Source organism: Sulfitobacter sp. KMM 9851, from assembly GCF_057178245.1.
The window spans coordinates 1190492-1210612 of record NZ_CM169991.1 but is presented as its reverse complement, the minus strand read 5'-3'; the positions used below and the strand labels follow the sequence as shown (position 1 = coordinate 1210612).

At 62.1% G+C, this 20121-nt stretch carries 21 protein-coding genes; 5 read left to right on the top strand and 16 right to left on the bottom strand.

All coding sequences use genetic code 11. The features are described from left to right. Window positions 1–15: 15 nt before the first annotated feature. Window positions 16–621 carry an inner membrane-spanning protein YciB gene (locus tag AC1965_RS05975; protein WP_483886372.1) on the bottom strand — a complete coding sequence of 202 codons (606 nt, stop codon included), beginning with the start codon at window positions 619–621 and terminating at the stop codon, window positions 16–18. Between the two features lie 9 nt (window positions 622–630). After that, on the bottom strand, window positions 631–1533 hold the full coding sequence (locus AC1965_RS05970; RefSeq protein WP_483886371.1) for a DMT family transporter: 903 nt from the start codon (window positions 1531–1533) through the stop codon (window positions 631–633). 63 nt (window positions 1534–1596) lie between these two features. Between AC1965_RS05970 and AC1965_RS05965 the strand changes: the two genes are divergently transcribed. Continuing rightward, on the top strand, window positions 1597–2082 hold the full coding sequence (locus tag AC1965_RS05965) for an MgtC/SapB family protein (protein ID WP_483886370.1): 486 nt from the start codon (window positions 1597–1599) through the stop codon (window positions 2080–2082). Window positions 2083–2102: 20 nt separating this feature from the next. Here AC1965_RS05965 and ftsY read toward each other — a convergent pair whose 3' ends face one another. Continuing rightward, window positions 2103–3494, bottom strand: a complete 1392-nt coding sequence (ftsY, locus tag AC1965_RS05960) for a signal recognition particle-docking protein FtsY (RefSeq protein WP_483886369.1) — start codon at window positions 3492–3494, stop codon at window positions 2103–2105. A 178-nt stretch (window positions 3495–3672) separates the two neighbouring features. Next, on the bottom strand, window positions 3673–5385 hold the full coding sequence (locus AC1965_RS05955) for an NAD(P)H-dependent oxidoreductase subunit E (protein ID WP_483886368.1): 1713 nt from the start codon (window positions 5383–5385) through the stop codon (window positions 3673–3675). 173 nt (window positions 5386–5558) lie between these two features. On the opposite strand from AC1965_RS05955, the gene AC1965_RS05950 reads away from it, so the two are divergent. Then, window positions 5559–6569 carry an alkane 1-monooxygenase gene (locus AC1965_RS05950; RefSeq protein ID WP_483886367.1) on the top strand — a complete coding sequence of 337 codons (1011 nt, stop codon included), beginning with the start codon at window positions 5559–5561 and terminating at the stop codon, window positions 6567–6569. Between the two features lie 110 nt (window positions 6570–6679). Next, on the top strand, window positions 6680–7075 hold the full coding sequence (locus AC1965_RS05945) for a hypothetical protein (protein ID WP_483886366.1): 396 nt from the start codon (window positions 6680–6682) through the stop codon (window positions 7073–7075). Window positions 7076–7137: 62 nt separating this feature from the next. On the opposite strand, the gene xseA is transcribed toward AC1965_RS05945, so the two are convergent. Beyond that, the gene (gene xseA, locus AC1965_RS05940; protein WP_483886365.1) at window positions 7138–8682 is read right to left on the bottom strand and encodes an exodeoxyribonuclease VII large subunit; all 1545 of its coding nucleotides are present in this window, start codon (window positions 8680–8682) and stop codon (window positions 7138–7140) included. A gap of 76 nt (window positions 8683–8758) precedes the next feature. Between xseA and purD the strand changes: the two genes are divergently transcribed. Continuing rightward, window positions 8759–10021: a phosphoribosylamine--glycine ligase gene (gene purD, locus AC1965_RS05935; RefSeq protein ID WP_483886364.1), complete on the top strand. Its 1263-nt coding sequence runs from the start codon at window positions 8759–8761 to the stop codon at window positions 10019–10021. Window positions 10022–10069: 48 nt separating this feature from the next. Here the strand turns inward: purD and AC1965_RS05930 are convergent, their stop codons facing one another. Genes AC1965_RS05930 through AC1965_RS05920 form a run of 3 tightly spaced genes read right to left on the bottom strand, consistent with a single transcriptional unit; the run spans window position 10070 to window position 11474 of the window. Continuing rightward, entirely contained in the window at window positions 10070–10459 is a 390-nt protein-coding gene (locus AC1965_RS05930; protein ID WP_483886363.1) for a hypothetical protein, read from the bottom strand. Further along, entirely contained in the window at window positions 10456–11151 is a 696-nt protein-coding gene (locus tag AC1965_RS05925; RefSeq protein WP_483886362.1) for an FG-GAP repeat domain-containing protein, read from the bottom strand. The genes AC1965_RS05930 and AC1965_RS05925 overlap by 4 nt, the downstream gene beginning before the upstream one ends. Next, complete coding sequence (locus AC1965_RS05920) at window positions 11151–11474, bottom strand: 2Fe-2S iron-sulfur cluster-binding protein (RefSeq protein WP_483886361.1); 324 nt, start codon at window positions 11472–11474, stop codon at window positions 11151–11153. The genes AC1965_RS05925 and AC1965_RS05920 overlap by 1 nt, the downstream gene beginning before the upstream one ends. A 168-nt stretch (window positions 11475–11642) precedes the next feature. Here AC1965_RS05920 and AC1965_RS05915 point away from each other — a divergent pair, with 168 nt between their 5' ends. Next, window positions 11643–12203, top strand: a complete 561-nt coding sequence (locus tag AC1965_RS05915; RefSeq protein WP_483886360.1) for a peptidoglycan-binding domain-containing protein — start codon at window positions 11643–11645, stop codon at window positions 12201–12203. 31 nt (window positions 12204–12234) lie between these two features. Here the strand turns inward: AC1965_RS05915 and AC1965_RS05910 are convergent, their stop codons facing one another. The 8 genes from AC1965_RS05910 to rpiA all read right to left on the bottom strand — a co-directional run bounded on the left by AC1965_RS05910 (window position 12235) and on the right by rpiA (window position 20024). Beyond that, window positions 12235–12762 carry an N-acetyltransferase family protein gene (locus AC1965_RS05910; protein WP_483886359.1) on the bottom strand — a complete coding sequence of 176 codons (528 nt, stop codon included), beginning with the start codon at window positions 12760–12762 and terminating at the stop codon, window positions 12235–12237. Between the two features lie 178 nt (window positions 12763–12940). Continuing rightward, on the bottom strand, window positions 12941–14425 hold the full coding sequence (locus AC1965_RS05905) for a Do family serine endopeptidase (RefSeq protein ID WP_483886358.1): 1485 nt from the start codon (window positions 14423–14425) through the stop codon (window positions 12941–12943). Between the two features lie 132 nt (window positions 14426–14557). After that, on the bottom strand, window positions 14558–15382 hold the full coding sequence (gene blaOXA / locus AC1965_RS05900; protein ID WP_483886357.1) for a class D beta-lactamase: 825 nt from the start codon (window positions 15380–15382) through the stop codon (window positions 14558–14560). Between the two features lie 68 nt (window positions 15383–15450). Continuing rightward, window positions 15451–15645: a DUF2065 family protein gene (locus AC1965_RS05895; RefSeq protein ID WP_483886356.1), complete on the bottom strand. Its 195-nt coding sequence runs from the start codon at window positions 15643–15645 to the stop codon at window positions 15451–15453. Further along, a complete protein-coding gene (gene hflC, locus AC1965_RS05890) occupies window positions 15642–16541 on the bottom strand; it encodes a protease modulator HflC (RefSeq protein WP_483886355.1) in 900 nt (299 codons plus the stop codon). Before hflC ends, AC1965_RS05895 begins: the two co-directional genes overlap by 4 nt. After that, a complete protein-coding gene (gene hflK, locus AC1965_RS05885) occupies window positions 16541–17758 on the bottom strand; it encodes an FtsH protease activity modulator HflK (RefSeq protein WP_483886354.1) in 1218 nt (405 codons plus the stop codon). Before hflK ends, hflC begins: the two co-directional genes overlap by 1 nt. Before the next feature lie 66 nt (window positions 17759–17824). Next, window positions 17825–19207: a glutathione-disulfide reductase gene (gorA, locus tag AC1965_RS05880; protein WP_483886353.1), complete on the bottom strand. Its 1383-nt coding sequence runs from the start codon at window positions 19205–19207 to the stop codon at window positions 17825–17827. 28 nt (window positions 19208–19235) lie between these two features. Then, a complete protein-coding gene (rpiA, locus tag AC1965_RS05875) occupies window positions 19236–20024 on the bottom strand; it encodes a ribose-5-phosphate isomerase RpiA (RefSeq protein ID WP_483886352.1) in 789 nt (262 codons plus the stop codon). Between the last annotated feature and the right edge of the window lie 97 nt (window positions 20025–20121).

Genomic DNA, 20121 nt, shown 5'->3' with positions numbered 1-20121 from the left:
CAGACCGCTGGCCCCCTACCCGTCGTCCTTTTCCAGCCCGTAAGCCTGAAACAGCCTGCCTTGGGTCATGAAGAACACAAAAACCACCGCTGTCAGGCCGAAGGTCTTGAAGTAAACCCAAGTCTCGGTCGAGAAAAACCGCCAGACCACCTCGTTTGCCAGCGCCAGCGCAAAGAAACAAAGCATCAGACGGCGGGTTAGGATCATCCAGCCGGCGTCCTGTAGCGGCATCATGTCTTCCATCACATATTTCAGATAGGATTTCCCGCGCAGCAGGCCGACCAAAAGCAGCCCGCCGAACAGCAAATAGATCAACGTCGGTTTGATTTTGAAAAAGCGGGGATCGTTCAGCCAGACCGACAGCCCGCCAAAAACCACCACCAGCACCACCGTCGCCACCTGCATCTTGCTGATCTTGCCGGTCAGCGCCCAAAGCGCGCCTGTCGCCAGCACCAGCAGCGGCACAAAACCCGCGGTCACCACAATAAAGCCTTCGTAATCGGTGCCGTTGAAGTTAAAAACCTGATCTTTGAACTTTAGATAGGCGATAAAGAAAATCAGAACGGGGCCATATTCCAGCGCCGTTTTCAGGATCGGATTAATTTCACGTTGCTCTGCCATTTTGGTTCCTCAGCCGCCCATTTCAACAATCACCGCCCCAGCCGCGATCAGCGCCATCAGCGCGATGCGGCGGGGGCCTACGGTTTCCTTTAACACCAGCACGCCAATGACGGCGGCAAACACGGTCGAGGTTTCGCGCAGCACCGCTGCCTCGCCCACTTTGTCCAGCCGCGTCGCCATCATGATCGACCCAAAGCTGAGAAAGGCAATGATCCCGCCAAACACCCCGCGCAGCATCAGCGGCGGCACGGCGGGCGGGTTTTCCATTGCGTGCCAGCGCCGCCATGCGATCACCGGCATGACCAGCCCGTCGATCATGAAAAACCATGCCAGAAAGGTAAACGGGTTTTCCGTGGCCCGGATACCGTAGGCGTCATATGTGGTGTAAAGCGCCACGAACAAGCCCGTCAGCACCGCAATCCCCAGCGCCGCGTTCAGCGTGTCGCGCGCGGCGACCAGATTGCGCAGGTTATAAAGCGCAAGCCCGAAGATGCCGGACAAGAGCACCGCCACGCCCAACCATTGCACCAGATTGAACTGCTCATCAAAGATCAGATAGGCACCGACCACCGCAAACAGCGGCCCGGTGCCACGCACCACCGGATAGACAACCGTATAGGCGCCTTTGGTATAGGCCCAAGCTTGCAACAGCTTGTAGATCACGTGGATCACAAAGGCCCCGAGAAAGATCAGCCACATATGCGGTTCGGGCCAGGGCACCACGAACAGCGCAAAGGGCGCGGCCATCAGACCATAGGAAAAATCAATCGCGCCGCGGGTCAGCCAAGGGTCGTGCCGCCCCTTTTGCAGCGCGCCGAATACGGCATGTAAGAACGCCGCCGACAGTGCCAGCCAAAGCGCTGCGGTATGGCCCGCTGGCGTGCCTTCGATGCTTAACAGCCAATCCGTCATCGCGGAACCCGGCGTGGGGTTGCGGGTTGATCAAGCAACACCCCAAAGCGCGACAGGACCGCCATGTTCGAAAGCCTGCTAAACGATCTGACCAACAACTTCTCTGCCGTGCCGGTGCAGGTCGCTGCCGCACGGTTGACGATGGCGGCTGTTCTGGCAGGCATCGTCGGGTTTGAACGCGAGCGGCGCAACAAACCTGCCGGGTTGCGCACGCATATTCTCGTGTCGATTGCCGCTTGTCTGTTCATCATCATCGGACAAGAGTTGGGCAGCCTACCGTTCGGCAATGCAGACCAGATGCAGTTTGACCCCTTGCGCCTGATCGAAGCGGTGACCGCCGGGGTCGCGTTTCTGGCGGCAGGGATCATTTTTACCTCGGGCGGTGAGGTGCGCAACATCACCACAGGCGCGTCAATGTGGCTGGCCGGTGCAATCGGGCTGGCCTGCGGTGCGGGACAGATACTGCTGGCCTGTCTGGCCGCATTGGTTGTGGTCATCGTATTAACCCTGCTGCGCCAGCTCGAACGGTATCTGGGCACCCACGACTGACCGCCCCTGCGCCCGCCATGTCAAAGATCGACCCCCACGAGGGCGGCAGCAAATTCATCAGGGTCAAAGGGTTGCAGATCGTCGATCTGTTCACCCACCCCGACAGCATGGATCGGCAGGCCAAATTTATCTGCCAGCGCCACCAGCACGCCGCCCTTGGCGGTGCCATCCAGCTTGGTCATCACCAGGCCGCTGACGTCTGAAATCTCTTGAAATACCTTGACCTGGTTCAGCGCGTTCTGCCCGGTTGTGGCATCCAGCACCAGCAAGGTGTTATGCGGCGCGCTGGCGTCTTTCTTGCGGATCACCCGCACGATCTTGCCCAGTTCTTCCATCAGATCACCGCGATTCTGCAACCGCCCGGCGGTGTCGATTAACAACAGATCAGCGCCATCGGCCTCGGCGCGGGTCATGGCGTCAAAGGCCAGACTGGCGGGGTCAGAGCCCTGCGGCGCGGTCAGCACAGGCACGCCCGCTCGGTCGCCCCAGACCTGCAACTGCTCTACCGCTGCGGCGCGAAAGGTATCGCCCGCCGCGATGACCACGGATTTGCCAGCGGCGCGGAATTGGCTGGCGAGTTTGCCAATCGTCGTCGTCTTGCCCGACCCGTTCACGCCCACCACCAACACGACCTGCGGTGTTTTGGCATAGATCGGCAGCGGGCGCGCCACCGGCTCCATGATGCGGGCGATCTCATCGACCATCAAACGCTTGATCTCGTCCACCGACAGCTTCTTGCCCAGACGCCCCTCGGCCATATTTGCAGTGACGCGCAGGGCGGTGTCGACCCCCATGTCGGCACTGATCAGCAACTCTTCGAGCTGCTCGAGCATGTCGTCGTCCAGCACCCGGCGCACCACCGTTCGCGGGGCCGCCCGGCCCATCAGACGGCCCAATATGCCCGGCTTTTCCGTTACGGGCGCCTCTGGTACGTCCGCCAGTTGTGGGGCTACCGGCGTCATCGCCTCGCGCAGCGGCTGCGGGTCAGGGATTTCCACCGGCGTCGGCGCGGGGTCAGGCGAGGGTTTTGGCGCGGGTTCTGGCGTCGGCTCAGGTAGCGGCTCTGGCTGCGGAGCTGGTTCCGGCTTGGGCAGCGGCGCGGGTTCCGGCGCTGGCTGCGGCGCAGGTTCGGGCGCGGGCTGCGGTGTAGTGTCCGGCACCGATATCGGCTCTGGCGTGGGTGTCGGATCAACCGGATGTGGCACCTGCACGGGTTCCGGCGCGGGTGTGGGGTCTACCGGCGCAGGCGCGGGCATAGGGTCGGGCACATGCTCAGGCGCCGGATCGGGCGCTGCGACAGGCGCACCCTCAATGTCCTCAGCACCCCCATCGCTGACAATCGCCTCCAAGCCTTCGTCGATCTTGGACGATGATTTGAACAACCGCTCTTTGAGTTTCGAGAAAAAAGCCAATGCCGCCTCCGTTGACGTTTGACCCTGATCTATAGCGTCCCCTCACAAGATGAAAGGGCGGGCCCTGCTTCATCTTGCCAGATAAATTCCCGCCGCCAGCCAACAGGGCGCGCAGGGTCGCTGCCCCCGCGCCCTTTTCCCGCAGCGCCAACACGGCCCCAATACGGCGCGATGGCCGTCATACCTCATCAGGGAAATGCTTCATCACCAGACGGATCGGGTTCGGCGCCGCCTGCCCCAAGCCGCAGATCGACGCATCAACCATTGCCGTGCTCAGCTCCTCCAGCAGCGCCTGATCCCAGCGGTCCTGCTGCATCAGCTTGACCGCCTTTTCGCAACCCACCCGACAGGGCGTGCATTGACCACAGCTTTCATCCTCAAAGAACCGCAGCATATTCAGCGCCGCCGCCCGCGCGCTGTCACGTTCCGACAGCACAACCACCGCCGCCGAACCGATGAATGACCCATGTGGCTGTAGCGTGTCGAAATCGAGCGGGATATCGGCCATCGACGCCGGCAACAGACCCGACGACGGCCCGCCGGGCTGATATGCCTTGAACACCTCGCCCGCCGCCATGCCGCCTGCCGCCGCGATCACATCTGTGATGGTCGACCCTGCGGGCAGCAGATACATCCCCGGTTTCGCCACGCGCCCTGACACCGAATAGCTGCGCAAGCCCTTGCGGCCGTTCAATTCAGTCGACGACAACACCTGCGGCCCCTCGCGGCAGATGCGCGCCACCCAATGCAACGTCTCGATATTATGCACCAGCGTCGGGCAGCCAAAAATACCGACCTGCGCCACAAAGGGCGGGCGGTGCCGGGGCAAGCCGCGCTTGCCCTCGATGCTTTCGATCATCGCGGATTCTTCGCCACAGATATAGGCCCCGGCGCCACGGCGCAGATCGACATAGCCGGGGGCGACAATGCCCGCCTCCTCCAACGCGCTGATCTCGCGGCGCAAAATCTCCAGCACCGCCGGATATTCATCACGCATGTAAAGGAACACCTTTTCGGCCTCGACGGCCCAGGCCGCAATCAACATACCCTCAAGGAACAGATGCGGCGTGCGTTCGAGATACCAGCGGTCCTTAAACGTGCCCGGCTCGCCCTCATCGCCGTTGACCGCCATATAGCGCGGACCGGCATTAGCGCGCACAAATCCCCATTTCTTGCCCGACGGAAACCCGGCACCGCCAAGACCCCGCAGCCCGGCGTCCAGAACCTGCGCCTGCACCTCTTCCCAGTTGCCGCTTTCGCGCAGCTTTAACAGCGCTGCGTAACCGCCTGATTTTTTGTAACTATCATAGGTTTCATATTCGGGAATATGCGCATGTGTATCACCCGCCGCAATTGCCACCTGCACCTTGTCGGGCGTGGCACAGTCGATGTGGTTATGGCCAATCTCAAGCACCGGGGCGCTATCACAACGCCCCATGCAGGGCGCGCGCAGCACCCGAACCTGGGCCGGGTCCAGCCCGGTTTCCAGCGCCGATTTCAACGCCTGCGCGCCCGCCAGTTCACATGACAGCGAATCGCAAACCCGGATTGTCAGCGCCGGGGGCGGTGCCTCGTCCTCTTTCACGACGTCGAAATGGGCGTAAAACGTTGCCACCTCGTAAACCTCGGCCATCGATATCCGCATTTCCTCGGCCAACGCGCGCAGATGCGCCGCCGACAGATGGCCAAATTCATCCTGAATAAGGTGCAGATACTCGATCAAAAGATCACGCCGACGCGGCCCGTCTCCCAGCAAAGCAAGGACTTCGCCCCAAGGCCCGTCAAGCAGCTGCCGCCCCTTGGGATGGTGCCGCCCCTTGCCCTTGCCCGATTTCCAGACGCCTTTTTGCAGGCCTTTGCCTGCGGATTTTTCGTGATCGTCCAGCGCCATCGTGGTCCCCTTATCTGCACAGTTGGGCCGAACCTATCAAACACTGCCCCCACCCGGCGATCAAAAAGCGACAATCGCGGAAGCCTTTGCGTTGCCCTGCTGCCCGGTGCTGTCCATTCTTCGGCCATAATCTGCGCGTAGGACCCGCCCGAAACCGTTGAGAGAGCCCGCCAATGCTGTGGTATGCCGTCGCCAGCCTGACCCCCGCCGTGCTTGTCGCGCTGGCCTGCCTTCTGGGCGGGCCCCTGCCGCTGCTCGCGCTGGTGTCAATTACGGGGCATGTGTTTTGCATGGACAAACTGGCGCGCAAATTGCCGCCTCAGGCGTCCAGCGGTCAGCCCCTTTGCCTGACACTGGCCGCCGCACATTTCATTGTCTTGCCGCTCGGTGTCTGGGCAATCGGCCTCAATACTGCCTTAACGTCGCTTGATAAGATGTTGATTTTTGGGGCTCTTGGCCTGTTCCTAGGCCAAATCAGCAATTCGAACGCGCATGAGATGATCCACGCCGGCGCCCGACTGCCGCGCCGCATCGGCGCTGCCATTTACATATCGCTGCTGCACGGCCACCACGTTTCGGCCCACCTGCGGGTGCACCACCCCGCCGCTGCCACCTCGGCTGATCCAAATTCGGCCCGGCGCGGCGTCGGGTTCTGGCGCTTTGTCGCCGCAGCCAGTCTTGGTGAATTTCAGGCAGGCTGGCGCGCCGACACCGCCCAGCGGGCGCGGGCGCAAACCGCACCCGCCCCGCTCAGCCATCCTTATGTCGCCTATATTGCCGGCGCGGCACTGTCCCTGATCTCAGCCGCCCTGCTTGGTGGCCCAATCGGGCTTGCCGCCTATATCGGCCTTACGGCCTATGCACAGATGCAATTGTTGCTGTCCGACTACGTGCAGCACTACGGGCTGCGCCGCCGCCTGCGTCCCGATGGCCGCTATGAACCCATGGGCGCGCAGCACAGCTGGAACGCGCCAAAGTGGTACTCTGCCGCGATGATGCTGAATGCCCCGCACCACTCTGATCACCATCTGCGCCCCACCCGCGCCTTTCCGGCGCTCGAGGTCACGCAGGACATGCCGCAACTGCCGCATTCTCTGCCGGTGATGGCGGTGATCGCGCTGGTGCCACCGCTTTGGCGCCGGGTCATGGATACCCGGGTGCAACGCTGGCAGGAAAAGCACTGATCCTTTGCCTTTTCGGAGTTTCAAATACCCTCGGGGAGTTTGAGGGGCTGGCCCCTCAATCCCACGCCAAGCCACTGGCACCGCGCATCGCTTTCTGGCACTCTGACGCCATGAGATTTATCGCCCTGCTTCTGAGCGCCCTTGCGGCCTTGTCCGCCAGCGCTGACACCACGATGTCGGCGGCAGAATTTGATGCGTATACCCGTGGCAAGACCCTGTTTTATGGGCGAGGTGGGGAGGCCTATGGCGCAGAAATTTACCACGACAACCGCCGCGTCGAATGGTCGTTTCTTGATGGCGACTGTAAGGAAGGGCGTTGGTACGAAGAGGCGGGGCTGATCTGTTTCGTTTATGAAAACAACCCCGACCCGCAATGCTGGAGCTTCGTCAGACAGTCAGGCGGGCTGGTCGCGCGGTTCGAAAATGATCCCGGCACGACGGAATTGTACGAAGCGGGCGAGAACGGTCAGGAAATGCTGTGTCTGGGCCCCAAGGTAGGCGTTTAGGGGGCGCTGCCCCCCGCCGCCTACGGCGTCTCCCCCCGAGAGTATTTTAAACCCGGAAAAGTTTAAAGAAGTGAGCCCTGTTCGGGCGGGGCGTCCGGCTTTTCGGGTTTTGTTGGGGATTTGCTGCCGAGTTGCAGGCGGCCATCGGCAAATTCAATTTCCAGTGCCGTGGCGGTTTTGGCGGCTTGGGCTGTGGTCACCACATCGCCGTCGCCGCGCACCACGGCAAAGCCGCGCGCGAGGGTTTCGTGATAGCCCAAGGTCGAGAGCGTCCTACCAAGGGCCGCCAGACGGGTGCGGCGGCGGTCGTCGGCGGATTTGGCGGCATGGGACAGGCGCGCCACGAGGTCCGTCATGCGCTGACGTTGTTTCGTGATGTCGCGGGCCAGCACGGCGGGGCGGAACCGATCCGCCCGCGCGATCAGGCGGTCGCGTTTGGTGCTGACGCTGCGTGTCAGGGCGGGGCCAAGCCGGGCGGAGAGTTGCGCCAGTCGCGCGCGGTCGGCCTCCAACTGGCGGCGCAGCGTGCCCGGACGCAGCGCGCCGGACATATCGGCCAGCCGCACCCGGCGGCGCTGCACGCCGGCAATCAACGCTGGCTCAAGCTTTTCGGCAGCCCTGTCGAGCCTTTGGCGCGGTCCGTCCAGCAGGGTATCGGCGCGCGGCAAGGCACGGGAGACATCGCGCAGGCGCTGGTCGCGGCGGGTGAGCCCCTGGCTGAGCGCCTGGCGCATCCGCGCGCCCTGCCCGTCGAGCCACGCGGCCAGTTCGTGCCGCACCGGCACCGCGAGTTCGGCGGCGGCAGTTGGTGTCGGCGCGCGCTTGTCCGACACGAAATCAATCAGCGTGGTGTCCGTTTCGTGCCCCACCGCCGAAATCAGCGGAATGTCAGAGGCGGCGGCGGCCCGCGCCACGATTTCTTCGTTAAAGCCCCAAAGGTCTTCGACCGAGCCACCGCCACGTGCCACGATCAACAGATCAGGTCGGGGCAGCGCACCGCCGGGGGTCAGGGCGTTGAAGCCTGCGATGGCATTGGCCACTTCGGGCGCGCATTTGGCCCCCTGTACCGCCACAGGCCAGATCAGCACCTTGCGCGGGAACCGGTCTCGTAGCCGGTGCAGGATGTCGCGGATTACGGCACCGGAAGGTGAGGTGATCACCCCGATCACATCCGGCAGATAGGGCAGCGGGCGTTTGCGCTGCGCATCAAACAGCCCTTCGGCGGCCAGCAATTTCTTGCGCTTCTCCAGCAACGCCATTAGCGCGCCCATGCCTGCGGGTTTGATATCTTCGATGACGATCTGATATTTTGACTGGCCGCCAAAGGTGGTGATGCGTCCGGTGGCGATCACCTCCATCCCCTCTTCGGGTTGGGTTTCAAGACGTGCTGTCACCCCTTTCCAGATCACACCGGAGATCACGGATTTGTCGTCTTTCAGATCCAGATAGACATGGCCCGAACGCGGGCGGCTGACGCGGCCCACCTCTGCGCGAATCCGCACATGGCTAAATTCGCCCTCGATCACCCGTTTGATCGCCCCCGACAGTTCGGTGACGGTGAATTCGGGGCTGTTGCCAGCGGCGGCGGGATCGTCAAGCAGGTCCATCGGGGGCAGTTGTCCTTGTGTCTGAGCGACCCCCAGCTTAGAACGCGCGCAACCGAAGGCCAAGGGAGTGTGCGGCATGAATATCCTGATTTTGGGCAGTGGCGGGCGCGAACATTCCCTCGCCTGGGCCGTGATGCAGAACCCCAAGTGTGACAAGCTGATCGTGGCACCGGGCAACGCAGGCATCGCTGCGATTGCGCAATGTGCGGCACTCGACATCATGGATGGGGCGGCGGTTGTGTCGTTCTGCGAAGGCAATAACATTGATTTCGTGATCATTGGGCCAGAAGCGCCATTGGCCGCCGGCGTGGGCGATGATCTGCGCGCGGCGGGGTTTGATGTCTTTGGCCCCTCGCAGGCGGCGGCGGCGCTTGAGGCATCCAAAGCCTTTACCAAAGAGATTTGCGATGCCTGCAACGCCCCCACGGCGGCCTATGGGCATTTCACCGATGCCGCCGCGGCGCGCGCCTATGTACAGACGCAGGGCGCGCCGATCGTGATCAAGGCCGACGGTCTGGCCGCGGGCAAGGGTGTGATCATCGCCATGACGGATGCCGAAGCATTGGCGGCGGTAGATGAGATGTTTGACGGGGCTTTTGGCGATGCCGGCACCGAGGTGGTGATCGAGGAATTTATGGAGGGCGAAGAAGCGTCGTTCTTCCTGCTCTGCGATGGCGACACCGTGCTGCCAATCGGCACGGCGCAGGACCACAAGCGGGTGGGCGATGGCGATACCGGTCCAAACACCGGTGGCATGGGGGCCTATTCGCCGGCTCCGGTGTTGACCGACGCGATTGCCCAGCGTGCGATTGATGAAATTATCAAGCCCTGCATGGCCGAGATGGTGAAGCGCGGCATGCCCTATCAGGGGGTTCTATATGCCGGTCTGATGATCAAGGACGGTGCGCCGCGTTTGGTCGAATACAACGTGCGCTTTGGCGATCCTGAATGTCAGGTACTGATGATGCGCCTTGGCGCGCAGGCGTTCGATCTGATCCAGGCCACGGCCAAAGGCACGCTGGGCGAGATGCGGGTGAACTGGGCCGAGGATCACGCATTGACCGTCGTGATGGCGGCAAACGGGTATCCCGGCGCCTATGAAAAGGGCAGCGTCATTAAAGGGTTAAATGCACTTCCCGAGGACAGCTCGAACATGGTGTTTCATGCCGGAACAGTTGAGCAAGACGGGGCGATCCGTGCCGCCGGGGGGCGCGTATTGAACGTGACCGCACGCGGGGCGACATTGGCCGAGGCACAGGCGCGGGCCTATGCAATGGTCGATGGGGTCGACTGGCCGCAGGGGTTCTGTCGGCGCGATATTGGCTGGCGGGCTTTGTAAGCTTCAATCACAAGCGGCTGTTGCTCGATCCCGGGCCGGTGACCCACCTCAAGACATCGGCGGGTCGCCACAGACCAGCGGTATATCCGTAATCTCGGTCACCCGCTGCGTATCGCCTTCGGGCGACCGCACCAGCAGGCCTTCGGGGTGGTCATAAGGCACCCAGCAGTGTTCGCGGCTGGGATCATCCGAGTAGGTAAAGCACAGGAACGGCGGGCGTTTTTCCATTTGGCCAGTGGTGCAGTGACCATCGGCATGCACCCAGCGTGTGCGGCTGCGTGACAGGAACTCTTCCACGCCCACCAGCCCGCCGCCGGGAAAGTTTTCAAACGTCAGCGTGCGGCCCTCGGCCCGGTCCAGAAATTCATCAGGGGTCAGGATTGTCTGCGCCGCGACGGGTGCTGCCACCAGCAGAAATATTGCGCAGAGCCGCTTCATTCGCAGGCCAGTGCGGCGGCAAAGCCCGCCCGCCCCTTGTGTGGCCCGATGTCGCGCGCGACCAGCGCCCCATCTGTCACGGTCACCGCCATCATCCGCGCCCAATCGGCGCTGGCCACGATCATCTCGGCCCGGCCGGCGCAGGTGCGGATGCCCCCCGCGATATCGCTTTCGCCAATGCGGTGGTTTGTCAGGCCAGAGGCGGCGGCGACCTCGCTTAACCGGCCCGCCTGATATCGCCAAACGCGCAGCACTTTGGCCAGATGCGGGCGGTCAATATAGGCGATTTCGATATGCCCGTCGCCGTCCAGATCAGCGGCGCCAATCGGGGCCAGCCAGCGGTTGGGCTGACCGATATGCGGGGTTTCCGCCAGTTTACCCTGCGCTGCGTAGATCGCCAGCGCCGCGCCGAGGGCGACATCGGTTTCAACCACGATTACCTCGGGCACACCATCGCCGCTGACATCGACAAGCCGTGGTGCGATGTCTTCGAACACGTGATCAAGGGGGAGTGTGAAACTGCGGCTTGCGCCGCCCGCCAGGTCAATTTCCAGCGCGCCCCATTCCACTGCGTCACCCAGAATACCATGGGCATAGCGCGTCGTAGGGGCCGAAAAGCGTGCGGCGGTGATGGTGTCCGCCGCAGCGCCTGTTGCGATCAGTGCCAGCAGGGCTGCACCGACCGCGCGCATCAGATCTGTTTTTCCGGCATCTGCACGCGCAGACCGTCCAGCGCGTCTGTCACCTTGATCTGGCAGGTCAGGCGCGACCGGGCGGGATCAGGCTCATAGGCGAAATCCAGCATGTCTTCTTCCATGTCGTCCTTGGCGGGGATTTTTTCGACCCAGGCGGGGTCCACGTAGACGTGGCAGGTCGAACAGGCGCAGGCCCCGCCGCAATCCGCCTCGATGCCGGGGATATTGTTATCGCGCGCGCCTTCCATGACGGTCAGCCCATTGGCAACCTCGACCACATGTTCGGTGCCGCTGTGTTCGACATAGGTGATTTTGGCCATACGAGCGCCCTTTCATACCTGAAGTTCGGCTCTGTTTAGCGGGCCGTGGCGGGGGGTTCCAGCCCCTTTTGCGCCAGCGTCTGCATGGGCTGCCGTACAATCCCTGTGGGCATCACCTGCGAATACCGCTATCGTGTGTGCCAAGGCAGACCCAAGAGGCGTTGGGCAATGACACAGGCACCCATTTCCCGGATTTCGGCAGCAGGCATCGCGGCGCTGCTGGCAATTGCGCTGGCAGGTTGCGATCCGGTGGCCGACGCCGACAGAGCGGTCAAGGCAGCCCCCGAACCGGGCGTGATTGAAGCCACCCGCAATGGCCCGACCGGCGCGCCTGCGGGCAGTTGCTGGGGCCGCACCGTCGCGCCGGCCATCATCGAAACTGTGACCGAACAGGTGCAGGTTAAACCCGCCAAGATGAACCCCGATGGCAGCATTGCCAAACCGCCCGTCTATCGGACCGAGACGCGGCAGGACATCGTGCGGGCGCGCGTCGATAACTGGTTTGAGACCCCCTGCGCCGAGGTTCTGACGGCCGAATTCAACAGCTCGCTGCAACGGGCCTTGCAGGCGCGCGGTATTTACAAAGGTCCGATCAACGGCGTGATGGACGGCGCCACGCGTGATGCGGTGCAGCGCTATCAGCGCGCCGGGGGGCCAAACAGCGGCGTTCTGTCGCTAGAAGCCGCGCGCAGCCTGGGGTTGGTGGCAGTGCCGCGCACACCGGGCTGAGGTGCGTCACGGGCTGACGTGCGTCACGGGCTTAGGTTCGCGGTGCGCTGATCAGGTCCAGATCGCGGACCATCAGCACCTCTGCAAAGTACCGTCCACCGGATTTCAAGGCGCGTGGTTCGGTCCCGTAGACGCGAAACCCCATCGCTGCATAGAGTGCGACGGCAGATGCGTTTCCCTCGACCACGGAAAGCGTCAGCAGATCAACAAGTCCTGTGGCGTGGTCAATAACGGCCTGAACAAGCCGCCTGCCCGCCCCGGAGTTGCGGTTGCGCGGATCGACATACATGCCCCACAACACGCCCTTGTGGCACTGCTTTGACCCGGATTGTTGATAGAACCCGGCCATGCCAATGATCTGCCCACCGTCAAACGCCCCGACAACAAACCCCGATGCCACACGATCCTCGAACTGAGAGTGCGGCCAAGCCGCTTCTACCTCATAAGTGGACCCAAAGGCGTCAGGGGCCGTTTGCAAAGCTCGTAATCGGATCTTGCGGTACAGATCACCCTCGCCACGCACCAGCGGGCGGACGGTGATGGATGGGACGTTCGACATGCCGCGCACTCGCCTATGGATACACATTCTGCCCTAGGCTAGGCGATTGCGGTGCGCGTTCCTAGCGCCGGATGTCATTGATATCGTGCAGACTGCGCCGCGCAGCCGTCATTCCAAACGCGCAAAAAGGGCGCCCGCAGGCGCCCTTTGCTATCTCGTCGTAGCGATGTTTCGCGCCTCAGTCGCCCAGCGACAGGGCCACAAACCGTGGGTCACCCGCCCGGCGAACCAGCAGAAGCAAAGACTTGCGGCCCGCATCCTTGGCCGCCTTCACGCGCTCTTCAAGATCGGCAATGCTGGCGACCTTTTGCTGGCCCGCCTCGGTGATGACATCGCCCATGCGCAGCCCTTTTTCAAAGGCTTCGGTGCTTTCGTCAACTTGGGTCACTGCAAGGCCCACCATATTGGCGTCCGCCCCCAGTTCCTCGCGCAGCGCATCCGTCAGAGGCGTGAGGGTGAGGCCCAGCAACGATGTGGTCTGCGCCGGTGCCTTGTCTTCGCCGCTGTCTTCTTCGGCGGCAGGCGCGGTATCGCCATCCGCATCCTCGCGGCGGCCCAGCACAACCTTGATGGTCTGGCTCTTGCCCTCGCGCAATACGGTCACACGCACGGTTGCGCCAACGGGGCTGTTACCGACCTGACGCACCAGTCCGCGCGTATCAGCCACATCGACCCCGTCAAACGACATGATCACATCGCCGGTTTTCAGACCCGCATCCTTGGCCGGGCCATCCGGTACATCGGTGATCAATGCGCCCACTGCCTTCTTGAGGCCCATGGCGTCGGCAACATCGTCGGTCACGTCCTGAATACGCACGCCCAGCCAGCCGCGCCGGGTTTCGCCAAATTCCTTGAGCTGATCAATCACCCGCGTCACCACGTTCGACGCCATCGAAAAGCCGATCCCGATGGAGCCGCCGTTAGGCGACAGGATCGCCGTGTTCACGCCGATCACTTCTCCGTCCATGTTGAACAGCGGCCCGCCAGAGTTGCCCCGGTTGATCGCCGCGTCGGTCTGGATGTAATCATCGTAGGTGCCGCTTAGCGCGCGGTTGCGGGCCGAGACGATCCCGGCAGAGACCGAAAATCCCTGCCCCAGCGGGTTACCCATGGCGATGACCCAGTCACCGACACGCGCCCCATTGCTGTCGCCAAAGCTGACAAAGGGCAGCGGCGTGGTGGCTTCGACCTTGAGCAGGGCAATATCGGTCTTGGGGTCTGTGCCGATGACCTTGGCCACCAGTTCCTGACCCGAGAAAAATTCGATCGTGATCTCATCGGCGCCTTCGATCACGTGATTGTTGGTCACGACATAGCCGTCTTCGGATATGACAAAGCCCGATCCAAGGGCCGATGACCGGCGTGGCCGCGGGCCTTCGCCGTCATTGTTGCGGTCTTGAAACTCGCGAAAGAAATCTTCGAAGGGCGATCCTTCGGGAACGATCCCCTGCGGGCCGGTGCGCCCCTCCACCACCGTCGAGGTGGTGATGTTGACGACCGACGGGCTGATCTTTTCGGCCAGCGGTGCCAGACTTTCGGGTTTCGCAAAGGCCAGTGTGGCCTGCAAGATCAGCATGGTCAGCGCCATCAGGCCCATGGCCACGGCTTTGATCCAAAAAGTGTCTTGAGCTGTCCGGGACAGGGAAACCGCCTGAGCCTGCATTATCGTCTCCTGAAATAGCCTGTTGTCGCCTATCGGGACAGAGTGCATCCCCACGGCCTGCGCTGCAACATCAAAGATGGGGCCAATCACGCGCATTTCAACGCGCGCGCGGCTGTTTGTGCGTCAAACCGTTCAAAACCCGGCCGCTGCCATCAGCGCGGGCCAACTGGCCAAAGTCTGCGCCCGCAGGCGGCTGCCCGGTGATCCGTCCTGACGCCCCGCATCCTGGGTCAGACGCGCAAAGACGATCTGGGTGCCGTCTTTTTCAGCCCAACCCACGTACCAGCCCCAGCCGCGGTCATAGTAGAATGTGCGGTCCGCCCGGCGCGGATAGGCCGCACCGGTCTTGCCACTGATGCGCCAACCCGCGGCCTCGTGGTGTTGGGTGATCGCGCGCACCTGCGCCATCGCGCGCGGCGAAACGGGCAAATCATCGGCGATCAACGCGCGCAGGAACGCCACCTGTTCGCGCGGGGAAATCTGCAAAGACGATGCGATCCAAGCACGTTCCAATCCGTTATCGAATCCCGCATCACCCGAAAAATCCGCGTTGCCATAGGAAAATGCGCGGGCATATCTGGTGAGGTCATCGGCCCCCATCGCGCGCGTGATCCGCTGCGAATACCACACCACTGAATAGCGCAGCCAACGGGTAGGTGTGGTGGCGCGGGTCCAGTCTGCCCCGCCCCAATCAGGGTCACCCGGCGCATAGTCGAACACCGGGTGCCTGGCATCCACCAGCATTCCATTGTCATACCCCATCACCGCCAGCGCCAGTTTAAATGTCGAGGCGGGGGTCACGCGGCGGTCGCAGGCCCCGCGCTCTACCGCGATCACGCCGCTGTCGGCCTGCGCGATCAGCGTGCAGACCTCCGTCGCCTGCCCCGGCCCTGCCGCGCCGGCCCAGATACATGCCACCACTGCCAGCCGCATCATCACTTTTGTTTTTTCAGCCATAGGTTTCCGGGGAGCTTGGGGCGCAAAGCCCGTCATTCAGAACATATGAACAAGCGCCGCGCGCCGGTTCAGACGCCGAGTTGTAGGGCCAACCAGACCAACAGCACCCCGGCCACCACCACCAGCGCCCCGATCTGGCGCACCGCCGCGGCGGGCATCCGGCGCAGCATTTCCAGCATCTGCTCCAAATAGGAAGGGGCCAGTGCGTACACCAGCCCCTCGATAATCAATACCAACCCAAAGGCCAGCAGCGCGAGGCTCATTCCAGTTCGCCCTCGTCAGAACGGCGGCCCTGGTCCGACAGCAGGTAGTTAAAGAATTCACTGTCTGGCGACATCACCATGGTCGAATTCTTGCCCTGCAAGGACAGTTCGTAAGCCGTCAACGACCGGTAGAATTCAAAGAACTCGCTGTCCTTGCTGTAGGCTTGGGCAAAGATCTTGTTGCGCTCGGCATCTGCCTCACCTTCGATGATCTTGGCATCCCGGCGCGCTTCGGACAGGATCTCTTCGTAGGTACGGTCGGCCAGAGCGGTCACGCGCTGTGCCGCTTCACGGCCACGGGCGCGCTCGTCGGTGGCTTCACGCTCCCGCTCGGCGATCATCCGTTGCAGTGTCGCGTCAAAGTTCTGCTCGGGCAGGTTGGTCTGGCGCAAACGCACGTCCACCACCTTGAGGCCAAGGGCCTGCGCACGCGCGTCAGAGCGTTCTCGGATCTGGTCCATCAGGGCCGAGCGTTCCGGCGACAGGATGGTGTTCGATGTCACCCCTTGCGAGCCAAGCACGGCACGAATCTGGCTTTCCAAAATACCGCGCAATTCGCTTTCGGAGACACGTTCGCCGCCGGCACCAATCGCCTGACGATACTGCACGATGTCGTCAATGCGGAACAAGACAAAGGCGTCAATCTCAAGCCGCCGATCATCCGCGGGCGTAACTTCAATCACCGGGGTTTCCAGCGACAGGATACGGTCCTCGAACCGCACCACCTCGTCCAGCAGCGGCACTTTGAAACCCAAACCGGGTTCATCGCGCACCTGTTTGATCTGGCCAAAGCGCAGCACCAGGACCTTTTCACGTTCATCCACCACAAAGATCGACGACAGCACCCCCACGAGGGCAATAACAATTATCGGGATCAGAAAACCTGTTTTCCGCATTAGTTCGACCCTCCGCTGCGCCGCAGCTCATTCAAGGGCAGGTAAGGTACGATGCCCTGACCGCCGTTTTCACCCATGTCTTCGAGGATGATCTTGTCCACATCGCTCAGCACCCGTTCCATTGTCTCAAGGTACAGGCGTTTGCGCGTCACCTCTGGCGCCGCTTGGTATTCGGTCAGCACGGCCTCAAACCGGCTTGCCTCACCCACAGCGTCGTTAACCAGACGGGCACGGTAACCTTCGGCCGCTTCAAGAAGTTGCGCGGATTCACCACGCGCCTCGGCGGTGCGTTTGTTGGCATAGGCATCGGCCTGGCGTTCCACCCGGTCGCGTTCCTGTTCGGCGGCCTGCACATCGCGGAAGGCGTCAACAACCGACTGCGTAGTGGTTTGACCCGCAGAATTGGTGACGGTGACCGTCTGGCTGGGCGGGTCGACCTTGTTCACGTTCACACGCAAGATATTGATCCCGGTGTTGCGGTTGTCCAAAGTCAGTTGGATCAGTTCCTTGACCCGGTCCGACACGGCACCACGATCCCGGTTCAGGATCGGTGCCAGTTCGGATTGCGCAATAACCTCGCGCATGGCGGATTCGGAAATTGCGCGCACCGCAGCCTCAGGGTCGCGCAGCGAGAATTTGAAATCCTTGGCGTTCTTGATGTTCCAGACCACCTGAAAATCAATGTCCACGATGTTTTCATCGGTGGTCAGCATCAGCCCTTCGTTGTCGCTGTTGCCCTTGCGCACGCCGAGTTCTTCGGTGCGGTTGGTCGTCACGTCAAACACTTCGGCAGTGACCAACGGCCAAGGGGCAAAGTTCAGACCCTCCGTGCCGACACCGGAAAATTCGCCCAAGAACAGCTCAATTGACTGCTGCTCCGGCCGCACGGTGTAGAAACTGGTAAACGCCCAAAGGCCAACGCCCGCCAACAAGGCAAGCCCAACGGTGCCGCGTGTCAGACCCGGACCACCCGAGCCCGTGCCGCCACCGGTGCCGTCACCGCGGTCACCACCGCGACCGCCCATCAGGACGCGCAGCTGTTCCTGACCCTTGCGAACCAGTTCGTCGATTTCCGGCATTTGCGGTTTATCACCGCCCGGGCCACGCCCGCCGCCCCGATTGCCCGTTGGCCGATCGTCGCGCCCGCCGCCGGCACCATCGCCGCCATTGCCCTTGTTGCCGCCCCCGCCCCAGGGACCTCCTGAATTGCCAGCCATATATATTCCCCTCTCGGACTGCTTGTGCAGCCTGTTACCTCAAACTTGTACGCTATTGCGCAGAATTCAAGCGGTGCGCAGTGGTTTGCGCATTGTCACCAGCTCTTCGGACATCGTGGGATGTACCGCACAGGTGGCGTCGAATTGTTCTTTTGTCGCGCCCATCTTGACCGCGATGCCAACCATCTGGATCAGCTCGCCCGCACCCGGTGCGACAATATGACAGCCCAGCACCTTGCGGTTCTCGGCATCCACGATCAGTTTCATCAGCACCCGGTTCGGTTTACCGGCAAAGGCCGTCTGCATCGGCCGGAACGACGTGGCATAAACCTCAATCGGTCCCTTTTCACGTGCGTCCTCCTCACTCAACCCCACAGTGCCCATTTCGGGCTGGGTAAAAATGGCCGAGGGGATCAATTCGTGATCCACCGGCGTCGGATCGCCGCCAAACACTGTCGCGACAAAGGCCATGCCTTCGCGGATCGCCACCGGGGTCAGGTTCACCCGGTCGGTGACATCGCCAATGGCATAGATCGACGGCACGGCGGTCTGGCTATATTCATCCACCTCGATCGCACCGCCGCGGCCCAGTTTCACGCCCACGTCCTCAAGACCCATGTCGTCGCTGTTGGGTTTGCGCCCGGTGGCAAAGAGCACCGTGTCAAAGACCTTTTCGCCGCCGTTGGTCGATTTCACCCGGATCGGGCCACGCGTATTGTCCGCATCGGTCAGCGCCATTTCAACGATATTGGTGCCCATATGCAGATCAATGCCGCTTTCGCGCATCGATTCGGACACCAGACCGCGCGCTTCTTCGTCAAAGCCGCGCAGAATCTGCGCACCCCGGTAATACTGCGTCACCTCGACACCAAGGCCATTGAGGATACAGGCAAATTCACAGGCAATATAGCCGCCACCGATGATCAGGATCGACTTGGGCAACTGATCTAGGTGAAACAGATCGTCCGACACCAGCCCCAGATCGGCGTTGGGCAGATCGGGCCGTACCGGGCGCCCGCCGCTGGCGATGAGGATATGCTTGGCGGTCTTTTCGGTGCCATCCGACAGGGCCACCGTATGGGCATCCTTGATCCGCGCGCGCGCGTCGAACGTATCAACGCCAGACCCCTTCAGCAGGTTGCGATAAACCCCTTCAAGCCGATCCAATTCGGTGTTCAGACGGCCGCGAAAGTCATGCCAGTCAAACGGCCCGGCCTTAAGATCCCATCCATAGGCCTTGGCCTCATCCACCACCCCGGCATATTCAGACGCAAAGACCATCAGCTTTTTGGGCACGCAGCCCCGGATTACACAAGTGCCGCCATAGCGGTCTTCTTCGGCCAGGCCGACGCGTGCCTCATGTTCGCCCGCCGCCACACGGGCCGCGCGCACGCCGCCCGATCCGCCGCCGATAACAAACAGATCATAATCGAATTCAGTCTTAGCCATGGGTCGTCTTTCTTTGGTCAGTCAGTCGTTAGTCGCTCAGGTCGGAAAACAGGTTGTCGGTCTCGACAAATTCCAGCCGGTCTGTCGCCACCGTGCCTTCATTTATGTCGCGCACCTCGACCCTGCCATCCCCGTAGCCGATCACAACCGCGTCACAAATATCAATGAACAGGCCGTTTTCGACGACACCGGGCATCTGGTTCAACACAAGCGCCAGTTGGCGCGCATTGCCGATGCGGTGCAGATGCAGGTCCAGAATGTGATTGCCCTCGTCGGTAATGAAAGGCACCTGCCCGTTCATCCGCAGGGTGGACGTCCGCCCCAGCACATCCATCGAAATCAGGGTTTCCTCAACCAGCGCCTGCGTGGTCTGCCAGCCAAACGGAATCACCTCGATGGGCAGCGGGAAATGGCCCAGCGTCTCGACCTCTTTGCCAATATCGGCGATCACCACCATCTGATCGCTGGCGGTGGCCACGATTTTTTCCTGCAACAGCGCACCGCCGCCGCCCTTGATCAGGTTCAAATCGCCGTCAAATTCATCGGCCCCGTCGATCGTCAGGTCCAGCCACTTGGCCTCATCCAGCGAAATCACCTCGATGCCGACGTTGCGCGCCAGTTCCGCGGTGCGCGTCGACGTTGGCACGCCTTTGATCCGCAAACCGTCCTCACGTACCATCTCACCCAAGCAGCGCACCAGCCAGGCCGCCGTCGACCCTGTTCCCAGACCCACGCGCATCCCGTCCTCAACAAACTCTGCCGCGCGTTTGGCAGCGACAAACTTGGCCTTGTCGATGGGCGACAGTTCTCCGGACATGAGGCAGCTCCCTTGAGATGTTTGAAGGGGTTATAGGCGCAATCGGCATAGGGTGCGAGGGGCAATGGCGCGGTTTTTGGATCAAAGCATCGCAGAC

What these genes read in the sequence shown, in the direction of transcription:
- AC1965_RS05975 (WP_483886372.1), bottom strand. Translation starts at nt 621, where the DNA reads ATGGCAGAGCAACGTGAAATTAATCCGATCCTGAAAACGGCGCTGGAA.
- AC1965_RS05970 (WP_483886371.1), bottom strand. Translation starts at nt 1,533, where the DNA reads ATGACGGATTGGCTGTTAAGCATCGAAGGCACGCCAGCGGGCCATACC.
- AC1965_RS05965 (WP_483886370.1), top strand. Translation starts at nt 1,597, where the DNA reads ATGTTCGAAAGCCTGCTAAACGATCTGACCAACAACTTCTCTGCCGTG.
- AC1965_RS05955 (WP_483886368.1), bottom strand. Translation starts at nt 5,385, where the DNA reads ATGGCGCTGGACGATCACGAAAAATCCGCAGGCAAAGGCCTGCAAAAA.
- AC1965_RS05950 (WP_483886367.1), top strand. Translation starts at nt 5,559, where the DNA reads ATGCTGTGGTATGCCGTCGCCAGCCTGACCCCCGCCGTGCTTGTCGCG.
- AC1965_RS05945 (WP_483886366.1), top strand. Translation starts at nt 6,680, where the DNA reads ATGAGATTTATCGCCCTGCTTCTGAGCGCCCTTGCGGCCTTGTCCGCC.
- xseA (WP_483886365.1), bottom strand. Translation starts at nt 8,682, where the DNA reads ATGGACCTGCTTGACGATCCCGCCGCCGCTGGCAACAGCCCCGAATTC.
- purD (WP_483886364.1), top strand. Translation starts at nt 8,759, where the DNA reads ATGAATATCCTGATTTTGGGCAGTGGCGGGCGCGAACATTCCCTCGCC.
- AC1965_RS05930 (WP_483886363.1), bottom strand. Translation starts at nt 10,459, where the DNA reads ATGAAGCGGCTCTGCGCAATATTTCTGCTGGTGGCAGCACCCGTCGCG.
- AC1965_RS05925 (WP_483886362.1), bottom strand. Translation starts at nt 11,151, where the DNA reads ATGCGCGCGGTCGGTGCAGCCCTGCTGGCACTGATCGCAACAGGCGCT.
- AC1965_RS05920 (WP_483886361.1), bottom strand. Translation starts at nt 11,474, where the DNA reads ATGGCCAAAATCACCTATGTCGAACACAGCGGCACCGAACATGTGGTC.
- AC1965_RS05915 (WP_483886360.1), top strand. Translation starts at nt 11,643, where the DNA reads ATGACACAGGCACCCATTTCCCGGATTTCGGCAGCAGGCATCGCGGCG.
- AC1965_RS05910 (WP_483886359.1), bottom strand. Translation starts at nt 12,762, where the DNA reads ATGTCGAACGTCCCATCCATCACCGTCCGCCCGCTGGTGCGTGGCGAG.
- AC1965_RS05905 (WP_483886358.1), bottom strand. Translation starts at nt 14,425, where the DNA reads ATGCAGGCTCAGGCGGTTTCCCTGTCCCGGACAGCTCAAGACACTTTT.
- blaOXA (WP_483886357.1), bottom strand. Translation starts at nt 15,382, where the DNA reads ATGGCTGAAAAAACAAAAGTGATGATGCGGCTGGCAGTGGTGGCATGT.
- AC1965_RS05895 (WP_483886356.1), bottom strand. Translation starts at nt 15,645, where the DNA reads ATGAGCCTCGCGCTGCTGGCCTTTGGGTTGGTATTGATTATCGAGGGG.
- hflC (WP_483886355.1), bottom strand. Translation starts at nt 16,541, where the DNA reads ATGCGGAAAACAGGTTTTCTGATCCCGATAATTGTTATTGCCCTCGTG.
- hflK (WP_483886354.1), bottom strand. Translation starts at nt 17,758, where the DNA reads ATGGCTGGCAATTCAGGAGGTCCCTGGGGCGGGGGCGGCAACAAGGGC.
- gorA (WP_483886353.1), bottom strand. Translation starts at nt 19,207, where the DNA reads ATGGCTAAGACTGAATTCGATTATGATCTGTTTGTTATCGGCGGCGGA.
- rpiA (WP_483886352.1), bottom strand. Translation starts at nt 20,024, where the DNA reads ATGTCCGGAGAACTGTCGCCCATCGACAAGGCCAAGTTTGTCGCTGCC.